This is a genomic window from Saliphagus sp. GCM10025334 (assembly GCF_042663485.1).
Taxonomy (GTDB): domain Archaea; phylum Halobacteriota; class Halobacteria; order Halobacteriales; family Natrialbaceae; genus Natronosalvus.
In genome coordinates this window covers 46680-63243 of record NZ_JBHTAF010000001.1, presented here as the reverse complement: position 1 = coordinate 63243, position 16564 = coordinate 46680, and the positions used below count along the sequence as shown (strand labels likewise).

Here is a 16564-nt window from a genome sequence, read left to right as displayed (position 1 = left end):
TCGTATTCCCAGAGCCGTATGTGGACCTCCTACGTGTCTCTTGCAGGGTATCACTCCCGGTGTGGTTGGCTGGACAACTGGATTGAGCAGCGAATATTCGGCACGAGTTATGGATTATTTTCACCAGAAAGGACTAAGTAACGTATTGGGATAGAGAGAATGGTGCTCGGTACCAGCAGACATAGTATTGAGCACAAAGCTCCGTTCCGTCGAAGAACGGGAGGTGAGAGACTATGGCAACAAAGCAAACACAACAGGAGATTGAGGAGTATCTCGGACAGGTACCGAGTTGGATGGAGATGCTTGCAGAGTCAGCCAGTGATCACAGTTGGGGAATCTTTCGGGATCTTGGCCTCGGAGAAACTGACCTCTCCCCACGCGAGAAGGCGCTCGTCGAGGTGAGTGCAGCCGCTGCAATGAAATGCCCCTACTGCACCTACTTCCACAAGCAAGAAGCACGGCTGGCGGAGGTGACAGAGGATGAACTCGAAGAGGCGGTGAACCTAGCCGGTGTTACCAAATATTTCTCGACAGTACTCCACGGAAATGAGATCGATTATGACGACTTCGTTACCGAAACGGACGAGATTGTCGAGTACATCAAAGAACAAGAAGCAGCAGCAGACGACTAAGTCGACCGCTACGAGAGGAACGTCTCCTGTGGGAGATCGATCTGCTGCATCTATTCTCTGTCTTTAGCACGGTTTCTTGAAGGTAATCAGTGAAATTGACCCCCGCTCCGTTACTCGCTTGACCTGTATCTTGCACCCCTCTTCAGACAGCAACTCGGTGGTTGTTCGAGTCTCTGCAAGATACAGGCACGAATATGGCACGGTTCAGATGTCGATCTTCGAGAGTGATAATTTGTCAGTACAGAGGATGTGTGCAGTACGGCGAGTTCGTTTATTCCAATTGCTCAGTTCGAAACCAACCGATATATGCGGCTGCCTATTGATCGCTAAAGAATCTGCCAGTTAGCGTGGATCTTGAGAACGGGTTGTTGACTACACAGCGCGAATGTGGCACGGACTGAGAGCCAATCTGGATGGGAGTGATCGATCAGTACAGGTGAAGCACAGATCAACAGAATACGACAAGGTATATTTCCGGGCCAAAATAATCACTGACCAGACATTATTTTTAATATTACATTCTTATTTCCTAGCCTGTAATCTGTTCATCATCCCAGTCACGAGCCTCAAGATCTAGTTGGCGACGTTCCCCAGCAATTAGCTCTGCCAGATCCACAAGAATACCTAAATGAGATACGTACTCAGTAGGCGCTACCAGATCTCTCTCCTCATCAAATTCGACGAGACCAGCTTCTTTCAGTTTCGGAAGGTGCGAGTGATAGAGGGATGTTTGCATAGATTCGGGAGATAAAATATCTTCATCAGACATTTTACGGATTCTCTCTATGACGTCCTGTGTTAATTCGATAGTCGGTTTTGGCGAGTTTGAGTTCCGCAATACCTCTATGATTATCCGCCGATGGTGATGTGCCAGACAGTCGAATAACTGATCTTGTTGTGGATTGGTATCCATATTCATATAGGCCACTGACCCTTGTGGTACTGATTTTAACCCTTGTCCAAACAAGGGTCTTAGTAAGGAGGGATTGGAATTTGGCATTTCACTTCAATCCTATTCCGGTTTGAGAGGCAGGTTCAATGCACCTAATATGACTTTTTCGATGGCGCCTCTAATCCGTTGCGAAAGCGCTTGTTGAGAGATGTCAAGTTCAGTAGCGAGTTCCTCAAGAGTTACCTCACGTGGTGTGCTGAAGTATCCGTGTTGAGCGGCAAGGACAAGCGCCTCTCGTTGTTCTGGAGTAAGATTGTACTCGAAAAAGTGGCTTGACCGCTCATTCAACGAATAGACGTGTTCTAGTTCAATTCCCGTAATCTCGTTCTCCACGCAATAGTTGTAGAACTGAGTCAATTGGTCATGATCCGGGAAACGGAAATGAAAAAACCAGTTTCTGTCGGTGCTATATGCCTCCAGAACTGCGGCATCCGTGTCGATAAGGCCTGCGAAGAACTCTCCATGTTTCACGTCCCATTCGGCTTGATAGAGACGGTCGTGATTAACAGTATCAAGCAGTTTGAGTGAGAGGATACGAGGATGGTCTTCAAGGGCGTGTTCAAACTCATCCAAATTCTCACCCGACACCCAAAAGTACGGAATGAATCCATCTCGGGTCGGGATAACACGAACGAGTTCAAACACAATATCGTCGAAGTTTGATAAAATAGATCCCAACGGAAGGACTTTGACTGGAACTCGAAACTTCGTGCTGAGAGTCATTATGAGGACTGTTGATTCAACCTAGTTGTTGATGGTCGTAACTATTTCTATTGGCTGATGGCAGACTGAATTCCAACAATCCTGCACTGTGGTAGTTTATGAAAAATCTCCGATAATTTATTTATACATTCACTAACTTTGGGACCAGTGTGATCAAGAAGCACGGCAGAGTCAAACAGACAAGTTCGAGTCAGCAGTAAGTACGCATCCGTATGTGCGGGTTGGTTTCGGACTAAGCACATGGAATAAACGTAGGTGCCGTGCTGCACTCATCCTCTGTATCTTGCATGCTCTTCTTGGCAGCATTTCGATAGATCGCTCAGAGTATACTGAATAAAGAGCGCGTCTCTTGGATAGGGCAGTGGACTGATCGGAGCAGTCGAATCGGACGAGACAACGTGGCATGGTAACATCTAACATATTGGGCCGCGTAGAGGATACCAGCGTTCACTTCGGAGTCACGTGGGAGATGGGATTTGTTGAGTGAGGCGCTATGAACGGAGGAGCCAATGGCAGCAACATCCACAACAGGGGAGAACAAGCGAGTCGTTCGTCGCTTCCCAGAAGAGGTGGCGACCGGAAATATTGACGTCATCGACGAGATCTGCGCCGAGGACGTAATCGATCACAGCCCGCTCGGCGAGATCAAGGGTCGAGAAGAACTCAAGAAACAGACTGAATATCTGCTCTCGGCGTTTGGGGACTTCTCGGCGACCGTTGAGGACATTATCGCCGAAAGCGATACCGTCGCAATGCGGGTGACCCTGCGGGGGACCCACGTGGGCGAATTTATGGGAATCGAACCGACTGGCAAAGAGTTCGAAATCCAGAACATGGTGTTCACCCGCATGAAGGATGGAAAGTTGGCCGAACGGTGGATTCAACCCGACCAGTTCGGGCTCATGCAGCAACTCGGGGTCGTCGAATCGCCGGGAGAGTAACCCGGTCACAGAAATTTTTCAGCACACGCACGAGAAGAGAGAGTTCCATCCACGGTCAATTCTGATCTGCTGACTATATCCTCTATATTCAGCAGACAAATCCTATCAAATGCTATGGGTTTAAACAAGCTGAATTTCTGGATCAACCGATGCGATCGAGCGCATCCTGTCGATCCTCAACTGGTGCCTGGTCGTACTTCATCGTCGTCTCCGGGCTCTTGTGCCGTAACTGTGTCTGTGCAGCCGCCAGATCTTCTTCGCGTGTCATATACGTTCCTGTGGAGTGGCGGATGGTGTACCAACTCATCTTCCGGTTCTCGTAGTCGATATCAGCGATTTCACATAGTTGGTGGAGGATGCGACGGAGCGACGCGGACCCGTATGGGTTTCCCTCGCGCGTCAACCACAGTTCATCGCGTCCATCGTACAGGTCGTAGGTTGCTCGTTGTTCGAGCCACCGCTCGAGCATACTGACAGAGCGCTTGCTGAGGCTAACGCGCCAGTTATCTTCGTTTTTCGAGCTATCCTCGATCGGGATGCGCAAAATCCCGTTTCCGAGATCGACCCATCCGGTCACGGACCGCTCGACTTCGATCGGTCGGAGCGCAGCGTCGAGGCTGACGCTGACGAGGCTGGGGATCTTCCAGTTGTTCGCACGCTCCCAGTCGCGTTTCGTGATCTCCGCACCGGGTTTCTCGAACCGCTGGGCGAGATAGGCGTTAATCTCGCTGCGCTCTCGTGGACTGACGTTGTTGTAGGACGGGATGCTTCCGTACTCCAGCGCCGCTTCGCGGATGAGCTTTCGCTCCTGGAGCGTGAGGTAGTCGCGCGGCGTTGTCGTCCCGTCGTTCGAACTGAACGTGATCGTCGGCTCCCACTCTTTCCCACCGCGCTCGTGAGCACGCCACTTGAACAGCATCCGCACAGCCTTCTGACACAGGTCACGGTGGGTGTCGCTACACTCGGCGTAGGCCAGTTCCTGCATCCATGCATCCGCGTGCTCGTGCGTGACTGCCGTCGTGTACTGGCCCTCGCGGTCCCAGACGAACCGGCAGAACTGGTCCATCCGGTAGATCCGGTTTTTGACCGTGCTCTCTGCGTAGCCGTTCGCTTTCTCCGGTTCGATACCGAACGTGAGGAGCCACTTGACCATGCCCTCTCGTTCGGTTCGGTAATCGACCAGTTGTCGTTTACCGAGGCGGTCTTCAGTCGGGCCCGGAACGAGCGTGAAATCACTTAGATCCATCGCGTTACCTCCCGAACGAATCCTGCGAATCGGATTGCAGGGCAAATAATTGGAATCGCTATACGGCGTCGGGGTAACCCGACCATCTCAATCGCATTGCCTTCGAGTTTCATGCTTACGTGAGGTTAGCACGGGCTCGAAATCGGGAGACGGCGTCGGGAAAAGGATGCTCCGTCAGGGATTCGAACCCTGGTCATTGCCGTGAGAGGGCAATATGATTGGCCGGACTACACCAACGGAGCGGGTTTGCAATCTATGCTTGCCGAGAAGACTGTTTAAGGGTTGCGTTTCATCGGTACCGTGTCCAGCCGTCGCATGCGCAAATTACTCCTCGAACGGTGACCTGGTGGCCTCTGGTTCGAATCCCTCGAGGCTGATGATGTTCTCTCGACCGACCCGGAGTTTGCTGATGGTGCCGTCGGATTCCATCTCTGAGAGCAACATGCTCACCTTCGACTTCGACCAGCCGGTTTCGTCGACGATGTTGACCTGCTTCATTCGGCCGCCTCGCTCTCGAATGAGTGAGATGACCCGATCCTCGTCGCTGAGGAGTTCGTCGTCCGGTATCGGCTGGGCGGCCGATTGATCGGGTTCTCGAGTCGGTTCGGGGTGGACGTCCGGATCCGATTGGTCTGTCCTCGACAGGAGGCCGTACCGGGAGATACCGGCGGCGAGGAGACCGAGCAAGATCGCGCCGCCAGCGAGTGCCAGTGCGATGGTGGATATCGGGAGCGCCGACTCGTTTTCCGTGTCCTCGTCTGGTTCGACCGATCCACCCGCCGATTCGCTCTCGAAAATGACGCGTGGCTGACCGTCCAGGAATTGCTTTCGGCCGGTCCAGGTGACCGAATCGCTGGCTTCGAGGGACGATGCACTGAGCTCGCCGGCCGGTTGGACGTCGGCGAACCGCAGGTCGTCACCCGTTTCGATGACGAGTGTCTGGTCGGAGGAGATGACGAAGTTCCCTTCGAACACGTCGCCAGCGACGACTTCGCCGTCGTTTACCTGCGCGAATCCGTTCCACGTGAACGACATCTCGACGACGCCTCTCGTATTGAACCGCTGTTCGATTCTGGCCGTTCGGTTGAAGTCGGTCGCCTTCATTTCGCGGCCGGTCTCCTCTCGACCGATAGTGAGGAGGGCGTTTGCCTGGTCCTTGAAGTCCGTGTATCGTTCGGTCTCTTCGGACTCGAACTCCTCGGCGAACGTCTCGAATTCCGCCTCAGCCTCGTCGTCCTCGAGAATGCGTTCGTATCGGAACGTCCAGATGGCCGATCCGTCGTCGTTGACTGTAACGATGAACGTCGTCGTTTCGAAGCCCTGCTCCTGGAACGAGGCGGCGGTGTTCGCGAATCGATCGTCGCTAGCGCCGAACGCTGGCTGCCCGGTGTCCATACCCGGTTGCCGTTCCCGTTCGACCGCGGTGGTCGAATCGTTGGCGGCCACCAGCGTTCCGCCACCGACTGCGGCGACGAGGAGAGTGATCACGAGGATCCCTGTTCGAAGAGCCGACCCGTTCATTCGTCTCTCTTGTACGTGCTCTCAGTAAAAGACCTTGTGAATGTCGATTCCACTGCGGTACGCACACCCAACCGCCCGAAATTGCGTGTCGACACGCACAAAGTGGCCCGAGACGTACCTGCTGGCGATGATCGTAAATCTCGCCGCGGGCAAGCAGGTGTTCACGAGCAACGCGTTCCTGGTCACTGGCGATCGGACCGTCCTCGTGGATACGGGAGCGAACTTCGACGTCGTCGAGGCGATCCGCGAACACGTCGACGCGCTCGATGCCGTCGTGCTCACTCACACCCACCCCGATCACGTCGGTAATCTCGAGGCCGTTGCGACGGCCTTCGACGTCGAGGTCTGGGGGTTCGACGCGTCGGCCGATGGCGTCGACCACGAACTTGCAGACGAGGCGACGGTAGTCCTCGGCGACGGCGAGTACGTCGCGTTGCACACGCCGGGCCACAAGGACGATCACCTCTGTCTGTACGCACGCGAGACAGGCGTGCTGTTCGCTGGCGACCTCGTCTTCCAGAACGGTGCATTCGGGCGTACCGACCTCCCGGAAGGTGATCGATCGACGCTCATCGACAGCATCGATCGGCTACTCGAGCGAATCGACCCCGGACTCGAGGCGCTTCACGTCGGCCACGGGCCGAGCGTCACCGACGAGCCGTACGAACACGTCGAACTGGCGAGTCGGATGGCCAGGCAGGCCTGACAGCGCTCGCTGGCCTCACTGGTCTCACTGGTCTCCTCGACGATCAGGATTTGAGGCCGTAGTAGCCCGGTTCGTCGTCGGTTCGCGGTTCGCCCACCACCAGGTCCTCTGCGTTGGTCATGATCCACGGAATCGCCCAGTCGAGGAGGATGTCCTCCGTCTCGCGGTCGATTTCCGCGTTCGGATCCAGCCCCTGCAAGAGTCGGGCGATTTCGTAGACGCTGTACATCTGGTCGGCCTCGAGGAGTTCCTCGGGCGTGTAGAAATCACACGGTGGCAAGGTGTCGAATTCGTCCTTCGGAACGGGCATATCTCGACTAACGGGCCTCGTGGCTAAACGGTGTGGGTTTTGCCGTTCGTCGTTCGTCGTGCTCGACGTGCTCGTCGTTCGTCGTTCGCTGCTCACTGTTCACTGTTCGCCGCTTACCGCTCGACACGAGGCGAGACTCGCACCACTACTCGCTCACTGTCGTGCCAAAAAAGTGCGATAGTGTACGGAGTCGTCGCTTACTCGAAGTGGTCGAGGCACGTCTGGTACTCCTCGGCGACGGAGTCCCAGTTGACGACGTCGAAGAAGCTGTCGATGAAGCTTCCACGGTCCGGGCCGTAGTCGTAGTAGTACGAGTGTTCCCAGACGTCCAGCGCGAGGATGGGGTGAGCGCCCCAGAGCGCGTGGAGGTCGTGCCGGTCGACCTTGAGGTTGCGGAGCTGCTTCGCGACGGGGTCGTAGACCAGCAGCGCCCAGCCGCCGGCAGCGCCCGCGGCGGCCTTGAACTCGCCCTCCCAGGCCTCGTAGGAGCCGAAGTCTTCCTCGATGCGGTCGGCGAGGTCACCCTCGGGTTCGCCGCCGCCGTTCGGGGACATGTTCTCCCAGAACAGCGTGTGGAGATAGTGCCCACAGCCGTTGTGCGTGACGTTCTCCAGCGCCGCCGGGGTCGAATCGAAGTCGCCGTCCTCGCGGTTCTGCGCCAGTTCCTCCTCGGCCGAGTTCAGGCCGTTGACGTAGCCCTGATGGTGGGTGTCGTGGTGCCAGGTCACGACCTGTTCGGAGATAGATGGCTCGAGTGCGTCGTAATCGTACGGCAGCGGTGGCAGTTCGTGGTCAGTCATTGGTGAACACCGGTTGAGCAATCGACCGCTGACCTGTTAAACATTGAGGAGGGAAACGCTATCACACCCCATAATATATCGGCTTTCGTGACCGTCACCGTCTCCGACGGATCTCTGTCGAGAGCGGTACTATTTGATCGACTCCTTGTGATAGGCGTGTTCGAGCCACTCCTCCAGCGACGGCTGGGACCAGTACCTGACCGTTTGGCTCCGCGGATCGTGGTCGATCACGCCAGCATCCTCGAGTTTTGGAAGATGAACGTGTCTGAGACCCGCGGCAATCTCGGACCGTCCGTCCGCCGAACAATCGCTCCGGTCGTCATTGGTGTGTACGTAGTCGGCGATCTCGTCGACCGACGCGACGCCGTCCGATCGCTCGGACAGATAATAGAGCGCCTGGCGACGACGACGGCTCGAGAGCAGTTCAAAAACCAAGTCCAGTGAGGGCGTCGTATAACATGCTCGAGCCGTGGATCCCTTCTCCCTGTTACTCATTTACAAACCACCTACCGTAACTTAACATTCGAAACCACCACCCACTTATACTGGTGGGTACACATTAGATGTTACGTCTATCCGAATACGTACCTGTATTTCTTCATACAGTCGATCGAGATGGCAAAAATTCGCCGGTCGTCGCGCGGGTCGTTCCGTTCGACGCTGGTCTACTCTCGGGCCAGATACCGAGAGGGGCTCCGGAACCCGCTCGAGTTATTCGTAGAGCCAGGACGCGTCGTGCTGGTCGTAGTCGATCAGTTCGTCCTCGTCGAAGTGGATCGCGATTTCGCGCTCGTTCGCGCCTTCGTCCTCGTGATCTGCCGCGTGAACGACGTTCCGACCGAGGTCCAGTGCGTAGTCGCCGCGGATCGTTCCGGGGGCAGCTTCGAGCGGATCGGTCGCGCCGATCATCTGTCGGACCTGACGCGTGGCGTCCTGGCCTTCCCAGACCATCGGGACGACGGGTCCCGCGGTGATGAACTCGATCAGACCGTCGAAGAACGGCTTGTCCTCGTGCTCGGCGTAGTGCTCTCTGGCCCGCTCTTCGGGCATGTTGATCACTTTGATGCCGACGAGTTTGAGGCCGCGGTCCTCGAGTCGAGAGACGACTTCGCCCACGAGTCCGCGGGCGAAGGCGTCGGGTTTGACCATGACGAAGGTGCGTTCGTGATCGCTCACGCTTCTTCACCTGCTTCCGCATCGGCTTCAGCTTCCTCCTCGGCTTCAGCTTCCTCCTCGGCTTCCGCATCGGCTTCCGCTTCCTCCTCGGCTTCCGCATCGGCTTCCGCTTCACCTTCCTCGCCCGTTCCGGCGTCGTCCTCGGCTTCCGCCTCGCCTTCGACGGCCTCCTCCTCGGAGTCCTCTTCGTCGCCGGCGGACTCGGTGTCCTCGTCAGCTTCGCCTTCGTCTTCTCCTGCTTCGTCCTCCTGGTCGGGTTCCGTGGATTCGTCCGCCGACGTGTCGACCTGGGTTGGACCCTTGCCGCGTCGGCCTTCTTCGGTCCACTCGAGGTCGCGCGGTTCGCGGCCGAGCTTGTAGTTTTTCTCCGCCTTCGAGTCGACGAAGTGGAGCACGGTACCGTCGGTGCGAACGTACATGATGCCCGTGCCGGGCTCGATCTCTTCGCCCGTGTAGTCGCAGGTTCGCTTCTCGACCATTATTGTCCTCCGATGGAGTCGGCCTCGCGGGCGGTCTCGCGCAGCTGGAGGATGTCCCCCTCGCGGACCGGCCCGAGGCAGTTTCGGGTGATGATGCGTCCCTGGTTCTCGCCCTCCTTGATCCGACACTTGACCTGCATGGCTTCGCCGTGCATGCCGGTCTTGCCGACGATCTCGATGACCTCGGCGGGCGTTGACCCGTTTTCTGCTTCTTCAGCACTCATCTGTGATCACCTCAGTCGAGGTCCTCGACCTTTCCGGCGATGTCTTCGACGTCGCTCGACGCCTCGCCGGCGTCGACGATCGCCGCGGCCGCCGAGCCGACCTCGAGGCCGGCGGCGTGACCGACGTCGTCCTGGGTCTCGACGAAGACGACCGGGATGCCCTTCTCGTCGGCGAGTTCGGGGAGGTGCATCACGATCTCCTCTGGCGAGACGTCCTCGGCGACGTAGACGAGCTCGGCGTTGCCGCGCTCGATGGCCTTGGTCGTTTCGTTGGTTCCTTTCTTTACGCTGCCTGTGTCTCGGGCGACCTCGAGCGCCTCGAGGGCGTCGTCGGCGAGGTCGGCTGGGATGTCTGTGGTTACGTAGACTGCCATTGGTTGTTCACCTCTCCTACGCGCGGGCTCGCACTCCCCTGCCGTCCGGGGCTGGGCCCGGGCCGGGTTCGTCCGGCGAAAGTCCTGTGAGGCTAGGAGTATCATCAACCCCGCGTAGGGTGTACTTCCCAGTAACGGTGCCCCCCTTAAAAGCGTGTTCAAACGAACGGAGGCGTGGGAAACCGTTGCACGGGACGGAGGCTGGCCGACGGCTCACGGTCGCTTTTGTCGCTACCGACGACCACTCGTCAGGAGAGAGTCGTGAGCAGGTGTCAGTCGACAGTAACTCGCGGGGGAGTGCCAGCCGACAGTAACTTACGATCACCTGTCCGATGAGCCCACATGAACGTCGCCGCGCACGCTCGAGTCCTCAGGGAGGAGGCCGCCTCTGTCGACGAGCGTCGCGGTCTCGTGCTCGCGGGCGATCGCGAGCGGGGGTACGAGGTACTGGCGACCGTCCTCGAGTCCCTCGACGTCCCGATTTCGCGGACGACGCTGGTCGGCCCCGGGGATCGACTTCGCTGTGAACACCGGACCCAGTCCGAAGCCGGAGCACTCCTGGGGACGACCCGAGAGATCGTAATCCTCGACGCCCACGACACCCTCGAGCCGAACGCACTGGGGAAACTCGTGGGAACGATCGACGCCGGAGGACTCTTGATCCTGTTGACGCCGCCGCTCGAAGAGTGGCCCGACGAGCGAGGTTCGTTCGAGCGGTCGATGGCCGTTCCCCCGTTCGACCTCGCGGACGTGACCGGACGCTTTCGAGCGCGGCTCGTCGAGACGCTTCGCGCCCACCGCGGGATCGCTATCGTGAACGTCGACGACGACCACCTCGAGGACGACGGGTTGACGCACCCGGCCCCCCGGCTAGTGTACCGCGGGGACCCCATTCAGACGCGAGAAGTGCCCGACGACTTCGCCCGCGAGACGGACGCTGCAGACGGCGTCAGGGAGACTCGAGCGTTCCCTCGGGACGCATACGATGCTTGTTACACCGACGACCAGCGAACGGCACTCGAGAGCCTCGAGCGCCTTCGCGCTCCCGAGAACGCGGTCGTCCTCGAGGCTGACCGCGGCCGCGGCAAGTCGAGTGCGATCGGGCTGGCAGCCGGCTGTTTCGCCGCAACGGGCGATCACGTCCTGGTTACCGCGCCCGCCTGGGCGAACGCGGCTGAAGCCTTCGCGCGGGCGAGTGAGTTGCTCGAGGGGCGCGGCGACCTCGAGGGAGACCACGGGGCGACCAGTCAGGTACTGCAGACCGTCGACGGCGGAACCATAGAGTACGCCCCACCGCTCGAGGCCGTCTCCCGCATCGAAACCGCCGACGTCGTGCTGGTCGACGAGGCCGCCGCCCTCTCGGTGACGGTACTCGAGTCGCTGCTGGCCGCCGATCGAATCGCGTTCGCGACGACGATCCACGGCTACGAGGGAGCCGGACGCGGATTCTCGGTTCGCTTTCGGGATCGGCTCGAGGCGAGCGACCACGACGTCTTCGAGTACGCCCTGCAGGAGCCGATCCGGTACGCCGCCGGAGACCCGCTCGAGGTTTGGTCGTTTCGAGCGCTGTTGCTCGACGCCAGCCCACCGGTAGCTCCACTGATCGAGGGCGCGACCCCGGAGTCGGTCGAGTATCGCCGCCTCGAGCCCGATGCCCTCCTCGAAGACGAGTCGCTCCTCCGGGAGGTCGTCGGCCTGCTCGTGCTCGCCCACTACCGAACCGAGCCGAACGACCTCGCCCGACTGCTCGACGCGCCGAACCTCGAGACGCGGGCCTTGCTCCACGACAGTCACGTCGTCAGCGTTGCCCTGCTGGCACGGGAGGGGAATCTCTCGGCAGCGGATCGAGAACGGATGTACGAGGGCGGGCGCATCCGCGGGAACATGATCCCGGACATACTGACGAGTCACGTGCGCGACGAGTCGGCAGGCGAGTACGCCGGGATTCGCGTGGTTCGGATCGCGACCCACCACGCGCGGCGCGAACGGGGGCTCGGATCACACCTCCTGGAGCGCATCCAGGAGGAGTTCGACGGGGCGGTCGACTGGCTCGGCACCGGCTTCGGTGCGACCCCCAACCTCGTCTCGTTCTGGCGGGCGAACGGCTACCGGACGGTCCACCTCTCGACGACTCGCAACGACACGAGCGGAGAGTACTCGGCAATCATGCTCGCACCGATGACCGAGGCGGGGGAGGCCCTGCTCGAGCGCCACGCGACTCGCTTCGCCAGGCGCTTGCCGAGAGTGCTCTCCGACACCCTGCACGACCTCGATCCTGACGTGGTTCGGGCAGTTACCCGATCGGTCGGGACCGAGTACACGCTCCCGCTCGAGCTATCGTCCCACGAGTGGCGGGTCGTCGCCGGCGCGGCGTACGGCCCTGGCCTCTACGACGTCGATCCCGGGCCGTTCAGGCGACTGGTAATTTCGGCGCTGATCGAGCGACCGCCGGAACTCGAGGACGCGCTCACCACGCGTCAGGAGCGGTTGCTGGTTCGGCGCGTCCTTCAGGCTCACACCTGGGACGAAGTGACGGCGGGACTCGAGTACCACTCCTCGCGCCAGTGCATGCGGGCGTTCGGATCAGCGCTCCAGCCGCTAGTCGATCACTACGGCACGGACGTTGCGCAGACAGTTCGTGACCGGTTTCTCGACGAGACACGTGAGTAACTGACGGTCCCATTAGACACTGAGAACAGGCTGCGGTCGTTTCGGTCGATTCGGGATCCTACGTTTTTCGATCGATACGGTAGCCTACGCGCCGAGGAGTTCGTCAGCGGCCACTTTCTTGGACGTTCGACTCGTTGCCAGGACGAACGTCTCCACCCACGCACTCTCACCAGGTTCGATTCGAAGCGCTGGGACCTCTCCGAACACGTCGACAAAGGCCGCTCGCGCCGCATCGGCCTCGGGAAGATAGAGGACTGTTTCCTCGAGCCGACAGTCGGAAACGTCTCCGAGGCCCACGACCCCCTCGCCGTCTGACGGGTGGGCTTCGACGCGAAACCCCCACGGTGTCATCACGAACGTTCGTCGTTCGTTTCGACGGACCGACCAACCCCGCGATTCCGCGCGGTCGAGTGCCCCCTCGAAATCGTCCACGATCAGGCCAAGGTGGTCGAAGTGCGGACGACGGCCGGGAGCGAGCGTAACGTTCGCACCCCCTCGCTGGTGGACCTGAAGTTTGAACCGAAACCCGTCGGGAGTCTCGTCGTCCGGCTCGAGGGAAACGCCCTCGCCGCAGACGCTCCCGAACCGCTGATCGAGTGGGAGACCGGCCCGCTCGAGACGAGCGGCGGCTTCGTCGACGGACGGCGTGTTGAAATGGAGGTGAAAGAGCGTCGATTGGGCCATACGCGTACCCTCGTGAGAACACAGAATAACGCTGTGGGATACGCCGAGTGGCGAATCCCGGCGCGGGCGAGGACCTGGAGACCACCGACTCGAGTTCACCGTTACCGACGGCGATCGGCGATCGATTCCTCGCTCGTCTCGGCGGCCACGAGTTCGTAGAGGATCGCCCGCCCGCCGTCGCCCTTCGGGCGCAGGATTCGACCCAGGCGCTGGGTGAACTCCCGCTCGCTTCCGCTCCCCGAGAGCACGACTGCGACCGAGGCGTCGGGCACGTCGACCCCCTCGTCCAGGACGTTCGAGGTCACGACGCGGGAGTAGGTCCCGTCGCGAAACCGCTCGAGGACCTCCCGTCGCTCGGCGGTTCCCGTCTGATGGGTGATCACCGGGATCAAAAATCGCTCGCCGACCTCGTAGGCGAGGTCGTTGTAGGCCGTGAAGACGATCGTCCGCTCGCCGCGGTGGGTCTCGAGCACCTCCGCGAGCGCCTCGATCTTCCCCTCGGCGCCGAGCATGATCTCGCGGGCGCGCTGGCGGGCCAGGAGCGCCTCTCGCGCGGCCGGGTCGCTTCCCGAGCGCTTGACGAGTTCCTGGTAGTCCGAACCCGACTGCATTCGGATGTTCGAGCGCGCGAGGTAGTCGGTGAAGGTTCCCTGGTGGCGCTCGTAGGCCTCGCGCTCGCGCTCCGAGAGCTCGATCTCCCGGCGCTTGACGTCGTAGGGCGCCAGATGTTGGCCCGCGAGGTCGTCGGGCGAGAGTCGGTGGACGACGGGACCGACGAGCTCTTCGATCACCTCGTGGGCGTCGTCGGGCCGCTCGAACGTCGCGGTGAGTCCCAGCCTGGCCGGTGCGGCCAGCAGCCGGGCGATCTGGCGGTAGCCCTCGCCGCCAAGGTGGTGGACCTCGTCGAAGACGACGAACCCGAACCGGTCGCCGACTGCGTCAGCTTTCAGGTACGCGGAGTCGTACGTCGAGACGGTCAGCGCCTCGAGTCGCTGCTCGCCGCCACCGAATCGGCCGATGGGGACGTCGAACTCCGCCTCGAGTTCCGTCGCCCATTGCTCGAGCAGGTCGATCGTCGGAACGACGACCAGCGTCGGGACCGCGAGTCGTTCGATGGCCTCGATGGCGATGACGGTCTTCCCGCTGCCAGTCGGCAACTCGAGGACGCCCGCGGGCGCCGGGTGGGACGGGCCACCGTCGGCGAACGACAGGCCCTCCCAGCGGTCCGTCTCGAGCCAGCGCTCGAGGCCCGTCCGCTGGTAGGATCGAAGTTCGTACTCGGAGGCGAGGCCCTCAGGCATACTGGTAGTCGCCGCGAGGACCGCGTCCTCGACCGACTCGCCGCGTCGGGCGAGCGCCGCCCGAAGTCGAGCGTAGTGAACGGCTTCGGTTCGCAGAGTGTCCGAACGATGGTCGAACTCGAGTTCGACCGTGGCCAGTGAGACGTCCTCGAGGAGCGCCTCGGCTCCAGCCTCGGGCGCCTCGATCCGGATCGTCCCGTCCTCGTACCGGAGACGGATCGACGACGGGGAGCCAGCAAGTGGCATCGACTACCGACAGTCGGGACGACGAGTACATAATTCCCGTGTTCGTTCACGACGGCTTCGGTGACTCGAGTCCTCGACCTCCAGTCCAGAGAGTGGAAACGAGAACGCATACCTCAACCCTTTTATTACCGCTGTGCCTTGTCTGGGACATGAGCGAAGACGAGGGCGCAACCCCCACAGCCCAGGGCGTGCCTGCGGAAGGCGACGCCGAACCGGGGACCGATACCGAAACCGATGGTGATGGTTCGGACGCCGACGCTGACAACGAGCGTCCGGAGGACCGTGACGAGAACGTCGAGGACTCGCCTGCCGGGGAGGACGAGAACGAGGGGGTGTCGGATTCGGCGCGGGATACTGGAGAACTCACAGAGGCTGCGGAACCCGCAGAATCGGCGGAGACGACTCCCGAAAACGGGGACGCAGTTCCACAGACTAGCGACGAGATCCGCGACCTGCTCGAGACGCTGCGGGGCTACGACGCCGAAATCGCCCGCGACGTCACCTCCATCGTCGAGATGGCCCGCGAGCTGAACGGGACCGTCACCGACCAGCGCGAGGAACTCGAGGACCTGAGCGAGCGCGTCGAGGCCCAGGCCGAAACCATCGGCGAACTCCAGGACCAACTCGAGGAGCGCGAGGAGGAACTCGCCGACCGCGAGGCAACGATCGAGGAGCACGAGCAACAGATTGAGGACCTCAAGGGCCACGTCAAGCGGACCCAGGCGGACTTCCAGAACTACAAGAAGCGAGCGAAGAAGCGCCAGGAACAGCTCAAAGAGCGCGCGACCGAGGACCTCGTCGGGCGGCTCGTCGGCGTCCGCGACAATCTCAAGCGAGCGCTTTCGGAGGAGAGCGGCGACGTCGAGACGCTGCGGGAGGGCGTCGAGATGACGCTTCGCGAGTTCGACCGCGTCTTGGCCGAGGAGAACGTCGAGGAGATCGATCCCGATCCAGGAACCGAAGTCGACCCCCAGCGTCACGAGGTCATGGTGCAAATCGACAGTGACCAGCCGGAGGGGACGATCGCCGAGGTGTTCACGCCTGGCTACGAGATGGGCGAGAAAGTGATCCAGAACGCCCAGGTGACGGTGAGCAACGGCGAGCTCGAGGGAGAGGACGAGGACGAGAACGCCGACGACGCGGGTGCAGAAGCGGACGACGACGGTGAACCTGACGACGAAGGCGGTGACGGCAGCGAGGCCGACGCCGACGAAGACGGCGACATCGAAGAGCCAGCACCCGACGACGAATCCGGGGAAACCGACGCATCGACGGACGAAGACGACGACGTCGAGGAGGCCGAAGACGGCGAAGTCGACGAGAGCGATACAGTCGACGAGGACGATGAAGGCGAAGCCGGCGAATCATCGGACGAGACGTCCGACGAAACCGACGACGCGATCGAACTCGGCGGCGAAGTCGCCTCCGAGGACGACCTCGAGGACGCCGAGGAATAGCCCTTCTGGTTGCTCGACCACACTGACTCGAGACCGCGATCGGCTGATAAAACATTCACTACGATCGGTGTAATAACTCCGTTCGAGCGCGGTTTCGGGTGGGGTTTCAGAAGTCTTTTGAC

Annotated in this window: 18 protein-coding genes and 1 tRNA gene; 5 read left to right on the top strand and 14 right to left on the bottom strand. The window is 60.5% G+C overall.

Going from position 1 to position 16564, the window contains the following annotated elements:
• The first annotated feature begins 233 nt into the window (after positions 1–233).
• Positions 234–632 carry a carboxymuconolactone decarboxylase family protein gene (locus ACFQO4_RS00315; protein ID WP_500259029.1) on the top strand — a complete coding sequence of 133 codons (399 nt, stop codon included), beginning with the start codon at positions 234–236 and terminating at the stop codon, positions 630–632.
• A 529-nt stretch (positions 633–1161) separates the two neighbouring features.
• Here ACFQO4_RS00315 and ACFQO4_RS00310 read toward each other — a convergent pair.
• The gene (locus ACFQO4_RS00310; protein WP_500259028.1) at positions 1162–1551 is read right to left on the bottom strand and encodes a DUF7344 domain-containing protein; all 390 of its coding nucleotides are present in this window, start codon (positions 1549–1551) and stop codon (positions 1162–1164) included.
• Positions 1552–1644: 93 nt separating this feature from the next.
• Complete coding sequence (locus ACFQO4_RS00305; protein ID WP_500259027.1) at positions 1645–2307, bottom strand: helix-turn-helix domain-containing protein; 663 nt, start codon at positions 2305–2307, stop codon at positions 1645–1647.
• Positions 2308–2816: 509 nt separating this feature from the next.
• On the opposite strand from ACFQO4_RS00305, the gene ACFQO4_RS00300 reads away from it, so the two are divergent.
• The gene (locus tag ACFQO4_RS00300; RefSeq protein WP_500259026.1) at positions 2817–3248 is read left to right on the top strand and encodes an ester cyclase; all 432 of its coding nucleotides are present in this window, start codon (positions 2817–2819) and stop codon (positions 3246–3248) included.
• A 142-nt stretch (positions 3249–3390) separates the two neighbouring features.
• Here ACFQO4_RS00300 and ACFQO4_RS00295 read toward each other — a convergent pair whose 3' ends face one another.
• From ACFQO4_RS00295 to ACFQO4_RS00285, 3 genes are all read right to left on the bottom strand, one after another.
• Positions 3391–4494, bottom strand: a complete 1104-nt coding sequence (locus ACFQO4_RS00295; RefSeq protein ID WP_500259025.1) for a tyrosine-type recombinase/integrase — start codon at positions 4492–4494, stop codon at positions 3391–3393.
• 167 nt (positions 4495–4661) lie between these two features.
• Positions 4662–4736, bottom strand: a tRNA-Glu gene (locus ACFQO4_RS00290).
• A gap of 82 nt (positions 4737–4818) precedes the next feature.
• On the bottom strand, positions 4819–6015 hold the full coding sequence (locus tag ACFQO4_RS00285; protein ID WP_500259024.1) for a DUF4897 domain-containing protein: 1197 nt from the start codon (positions 6013–6015) through the stop codon (positions 4819–4821).
• A 127-nt stretch (positions 6016–6142) separates the two neighbouring features.
• Here ACFQO4_RS00285 and ACFQO4_RS00280 point away from each other — a divergent pair, with 127 nt between their 5' ends.
• Entirely contained in the window at positions 6143–6721 is a 579-nt protein-coding gene (locus ACFQO4_RS00280) for an MBL fold metallo-hydrolase (protein WP_500260429.1), read from the top strand.
• A gap of 43 nt (positions 6722–6764) precedes the next feature.
• Here the strand turns inward: ACFQO4_RS00280 and ACFQO4_RS00275 are convergent, their stop codons facing one another.
• From ACFQO4_RS00275 to rpl7ae, 7 genes are all read right to left on the bottom strand, one after another.
• Complete coding sequence (locus ACFQO4_RS00275) at positions 6765–7031, bottom strand: DUF5827 family protein (RefSeq protein WP_312907645.1); 267 nt, start codon at positions 7029–7031, stop codon at positions 6765–6767.
• A 197-nt stretch (positions 7032–7228) separates the two neighbouring features.
• Positions 7229–7831, bottom strand: a complete 603-nt coding sequence (gene sod, locus ACFQO4_RS00270) for a superoxide dismutase [Mn] (protein WP_497901425.1) — start codon at positions 7829–7831, stop codon at positions 7229–7231.
• A 129-nt stretch (positions 7832–7960) separates the two neighbouring features.
• Complete coding sequence (locus ACFQO4_RS00265) at positions 7961–8326, bottom strand: DUF7344 domain-containing protein (RefSeq protein WP_500259023.1); 366 nt, start codon at positions 8324–8326, stop codon at positions 7961–7963.
• Positions 8327–8542: 216 nt separating this feature from the next.
• Positions 8543–9007 carry a nucleoside-diphosphate kinase gene (gene ndk, locus ACFQO4_RS00260; RefSeq protein ID WP_500259022.1) on the bottom strand — a complete coding sequence of 155 codons (465 nt, stop codon included), beginning with the start codon at positions 9005–9007 and terminating at the stop codon, positions 8543–8545.
• Entirely contained in the window at positions 9004–9486 is a 483-nt protein-coding gene (locus ACFQO4_RS00255; protein WP_500259021.1) for a 50S ribosomal protein L24e, read from the bottom strand. The genes ndk and ACFQO4_RS00255 overlap by 4 nt, the downstream gene beginning before the upstream one ends.
• Positions 9486–9710, bottom strand: a complete 225-nt coding sequence (locus ACFQO4_RS00250) for a 30S ribosomal protein S28e (RefSeq protein WP_253435051.1) — start codon at positions 9708–9710, stop codon at positions 9486–9488. Before ACFQO4_RS00250 ends, ACFQO4_RS00255 begins: the two co-directional genes overlap by 1 nt.
• 11 nt (positions 9711–9721) lie before the next feature.
• Complete coding sequence (rpl7ae, locus tag ACFQO4_RS00245) at positions 9722–10084, bottom strand: 50S ribosomal protein L7Ae (RefSeq protein ID WP_254156170.1); 363 nt, start codon at positions 10082–10084, stop codon at positions 9722–9724.
• A 342-nt stretch (positions 10085–10426) separates the two neighbouring features.
• Here rpl7ae and tmcA point away from each other — a divergent pair, with 342 nt between their 5' ends.
• Entirely contained in the window at positions 10427–12754 is a 2328-nt protein-coding gene (gene tmcA, locus ACFQO4_RS00240) for a tRNA(Met) cytidine acetyltransferase TmcA (protein ID WP_500259020.1), read from the top strand.
• Between the two features lie 84 nt (positions 12755–12838).
• Here tmcA and ACFQO4_RS00235 read toward each other — a convergent pair whose 3' ends face one another.
• Complete coding sequence (locus ACFQO4_RS00235) at positions 12839–13438, bottom strand: VOC family protein (RefSeq protein WP_500259019.1); 600 nt, start codon at positions 13436–13438, stop codon at positions 12839–12841.
• A gap of 101 nt (positions 13439–13539) precedes the next feature.
• Positions 13540–14985: a DEAD/DEAH box helicase gene (locus ACFQO4_RS00230; protein ID WP_500259018.1), complete on the bottom strand. Its 1446-nt coding sequence runs from the start codon at positions 14983–14985 to the stop codon at positions 13540–13542.
• A 149-nt stretch (positions 14986–15134) separates the two neighbouring features.
• On the opposite strand from ACFQO4_RS00230, the gene ACFQO4_RS00225 reads away from it, so the two are divergent.
• On the top strand, positions 15135–16442 hold the full coding sequence (locus ACFQO4_RS00225) for a nucleotide exchange factor GrpE (protein ID WP_500259017.1): 1308 nt from the start codon (positions 15135–15137) through the stop codon (positions 16440–16442).
• The last annotated feature ends 122 nt before the right edge of the window (positions 16443–16564 follow it).

Excerpts from the sequence above, each read along its gene's own strand:
- ACFQO4_RS00295 (WP_500259025.1), bottom strand. The coding sequence starts at position 4,494 with ATGGATCTAAGTGATTTCACGCTCGTTCCGGGCCCGACTGAAGACCGC.
- ACFQO4_RS00265 (WP_500259023.1), bottom strand. The coding sequence starts at position 8,326 with ATGAGTAACAGGGAGAAGGGATCCACGGCTCGAGCATGTTATACGACG.
- ACFQO4_RS00280 (WP_500260429.1), top strand. The coding sequence starts at position 6,143 with ATGATCGTAAATCTCGCCGCGGGCAAGCAGGTGTTCACGAGCAACGCG.
- ACFQO4_RS00225 (WP_500259017.1), top strand. The coding sequence starts at position 15,135 with ATGAGCGAAGACGAGGGCGCAACCCCCACAGCCCAGGGCGTGCCTGCG.
- tmcA (WP_500259020.1), top strand. The coding sequence starts at position 10,427 with ATGAACGTCGCCGCGCACGCTCGAGTCCTCAGGGAGGAGGCCGCCTCT.
- ACFQO4_RS00310 (WP_500259028.1), bottom strand. The coding sequence starts at position 1,551 with ATGAATATGGATACCAATCCACAACAAGATCAGTTATTCGACTGTCTG.
- ACFQO4_RS00250 (WP_253435051.1), bottom strand. The coding sequence starts at position 9,710 with ATGAGTGCTGAAGAAGCAGAAAACGGGTCAACGCCCGCCGAGGTCATC.
- ACFQO4_RS00300 (WP_500259026.1), top strand. The coding sequence starts at position 2,817 with ATGGCAGCAACATCCACAACAGGGGAGAACAAGCGAGTCGTTCGTCGC.
- sod (WP_497901425.1), bottom strand. The coding sequence starts at position 7,831 with ATGACTGACCACGAACTGCCACCGCTGCCGTACGATTACGACGCACTC.
- ACFQO4_RS00305 (WP_500259027.1), bottom strand. The coding sequence starts at position 2,307 with ATGACTCTCAGCACGAAGTTTCGAGTTCCAGTCAAAGTCCTTCCGTTG.
- ACFQO4_RS00285 (WP_500259024.1), bottom strand. The coding sequence starts at position 6,015 with ATGAACGGGTCGGCTCTTCGAACAGGGATCCTCGTGATCACTCTCCTC.
- rpl7ae (WP_254156170.1), bottom strand. The coding sequence starts at position 10,084 with ATGGCAGTCTACGTAACCACAGACATCCCAGCCGACCTCGCCGACGAC.
- ACFQO4_RS00315 (WP_500259029.1), top strand. The coding sequence starts at position 234 with ATGGCAACAAAGCAAACACAACAGGAGATTGAGGAGTATCTCGGACAG.
- ACFQO4_RS00255 (WP_500259021.1), bottom strand. The coding sequence starts at position 9,486 with ATGGTCGAGAAGCGAACCTGCGACTACACGGGCGAAGAGATCGAGCCC.
- ACFQO4_RS00235 (WP_500259019.1), bottom strand. The coding sequence starts at position 13,438 with ATGGCCCAATCGACGCTCTTTCACCTCCATTTCAACACGCCGTCCGTC.
- ACFQO4_RS00230 (WP_500259018.1), bottom strand. The coding sequence starts at position 14,985 with ATGCCACTTGCTGGCTCCCCGTCGTCGATCCGTCTCCGGTACGAGGAC.
- ACFQO4_RS00275 (WP_312907645.1), bottom strand. The coding sequence starts at position 7,031 with ATGCCCGTTCCGAAGGACGAATTCGACACCTTGCCACCGTGTGATTTC.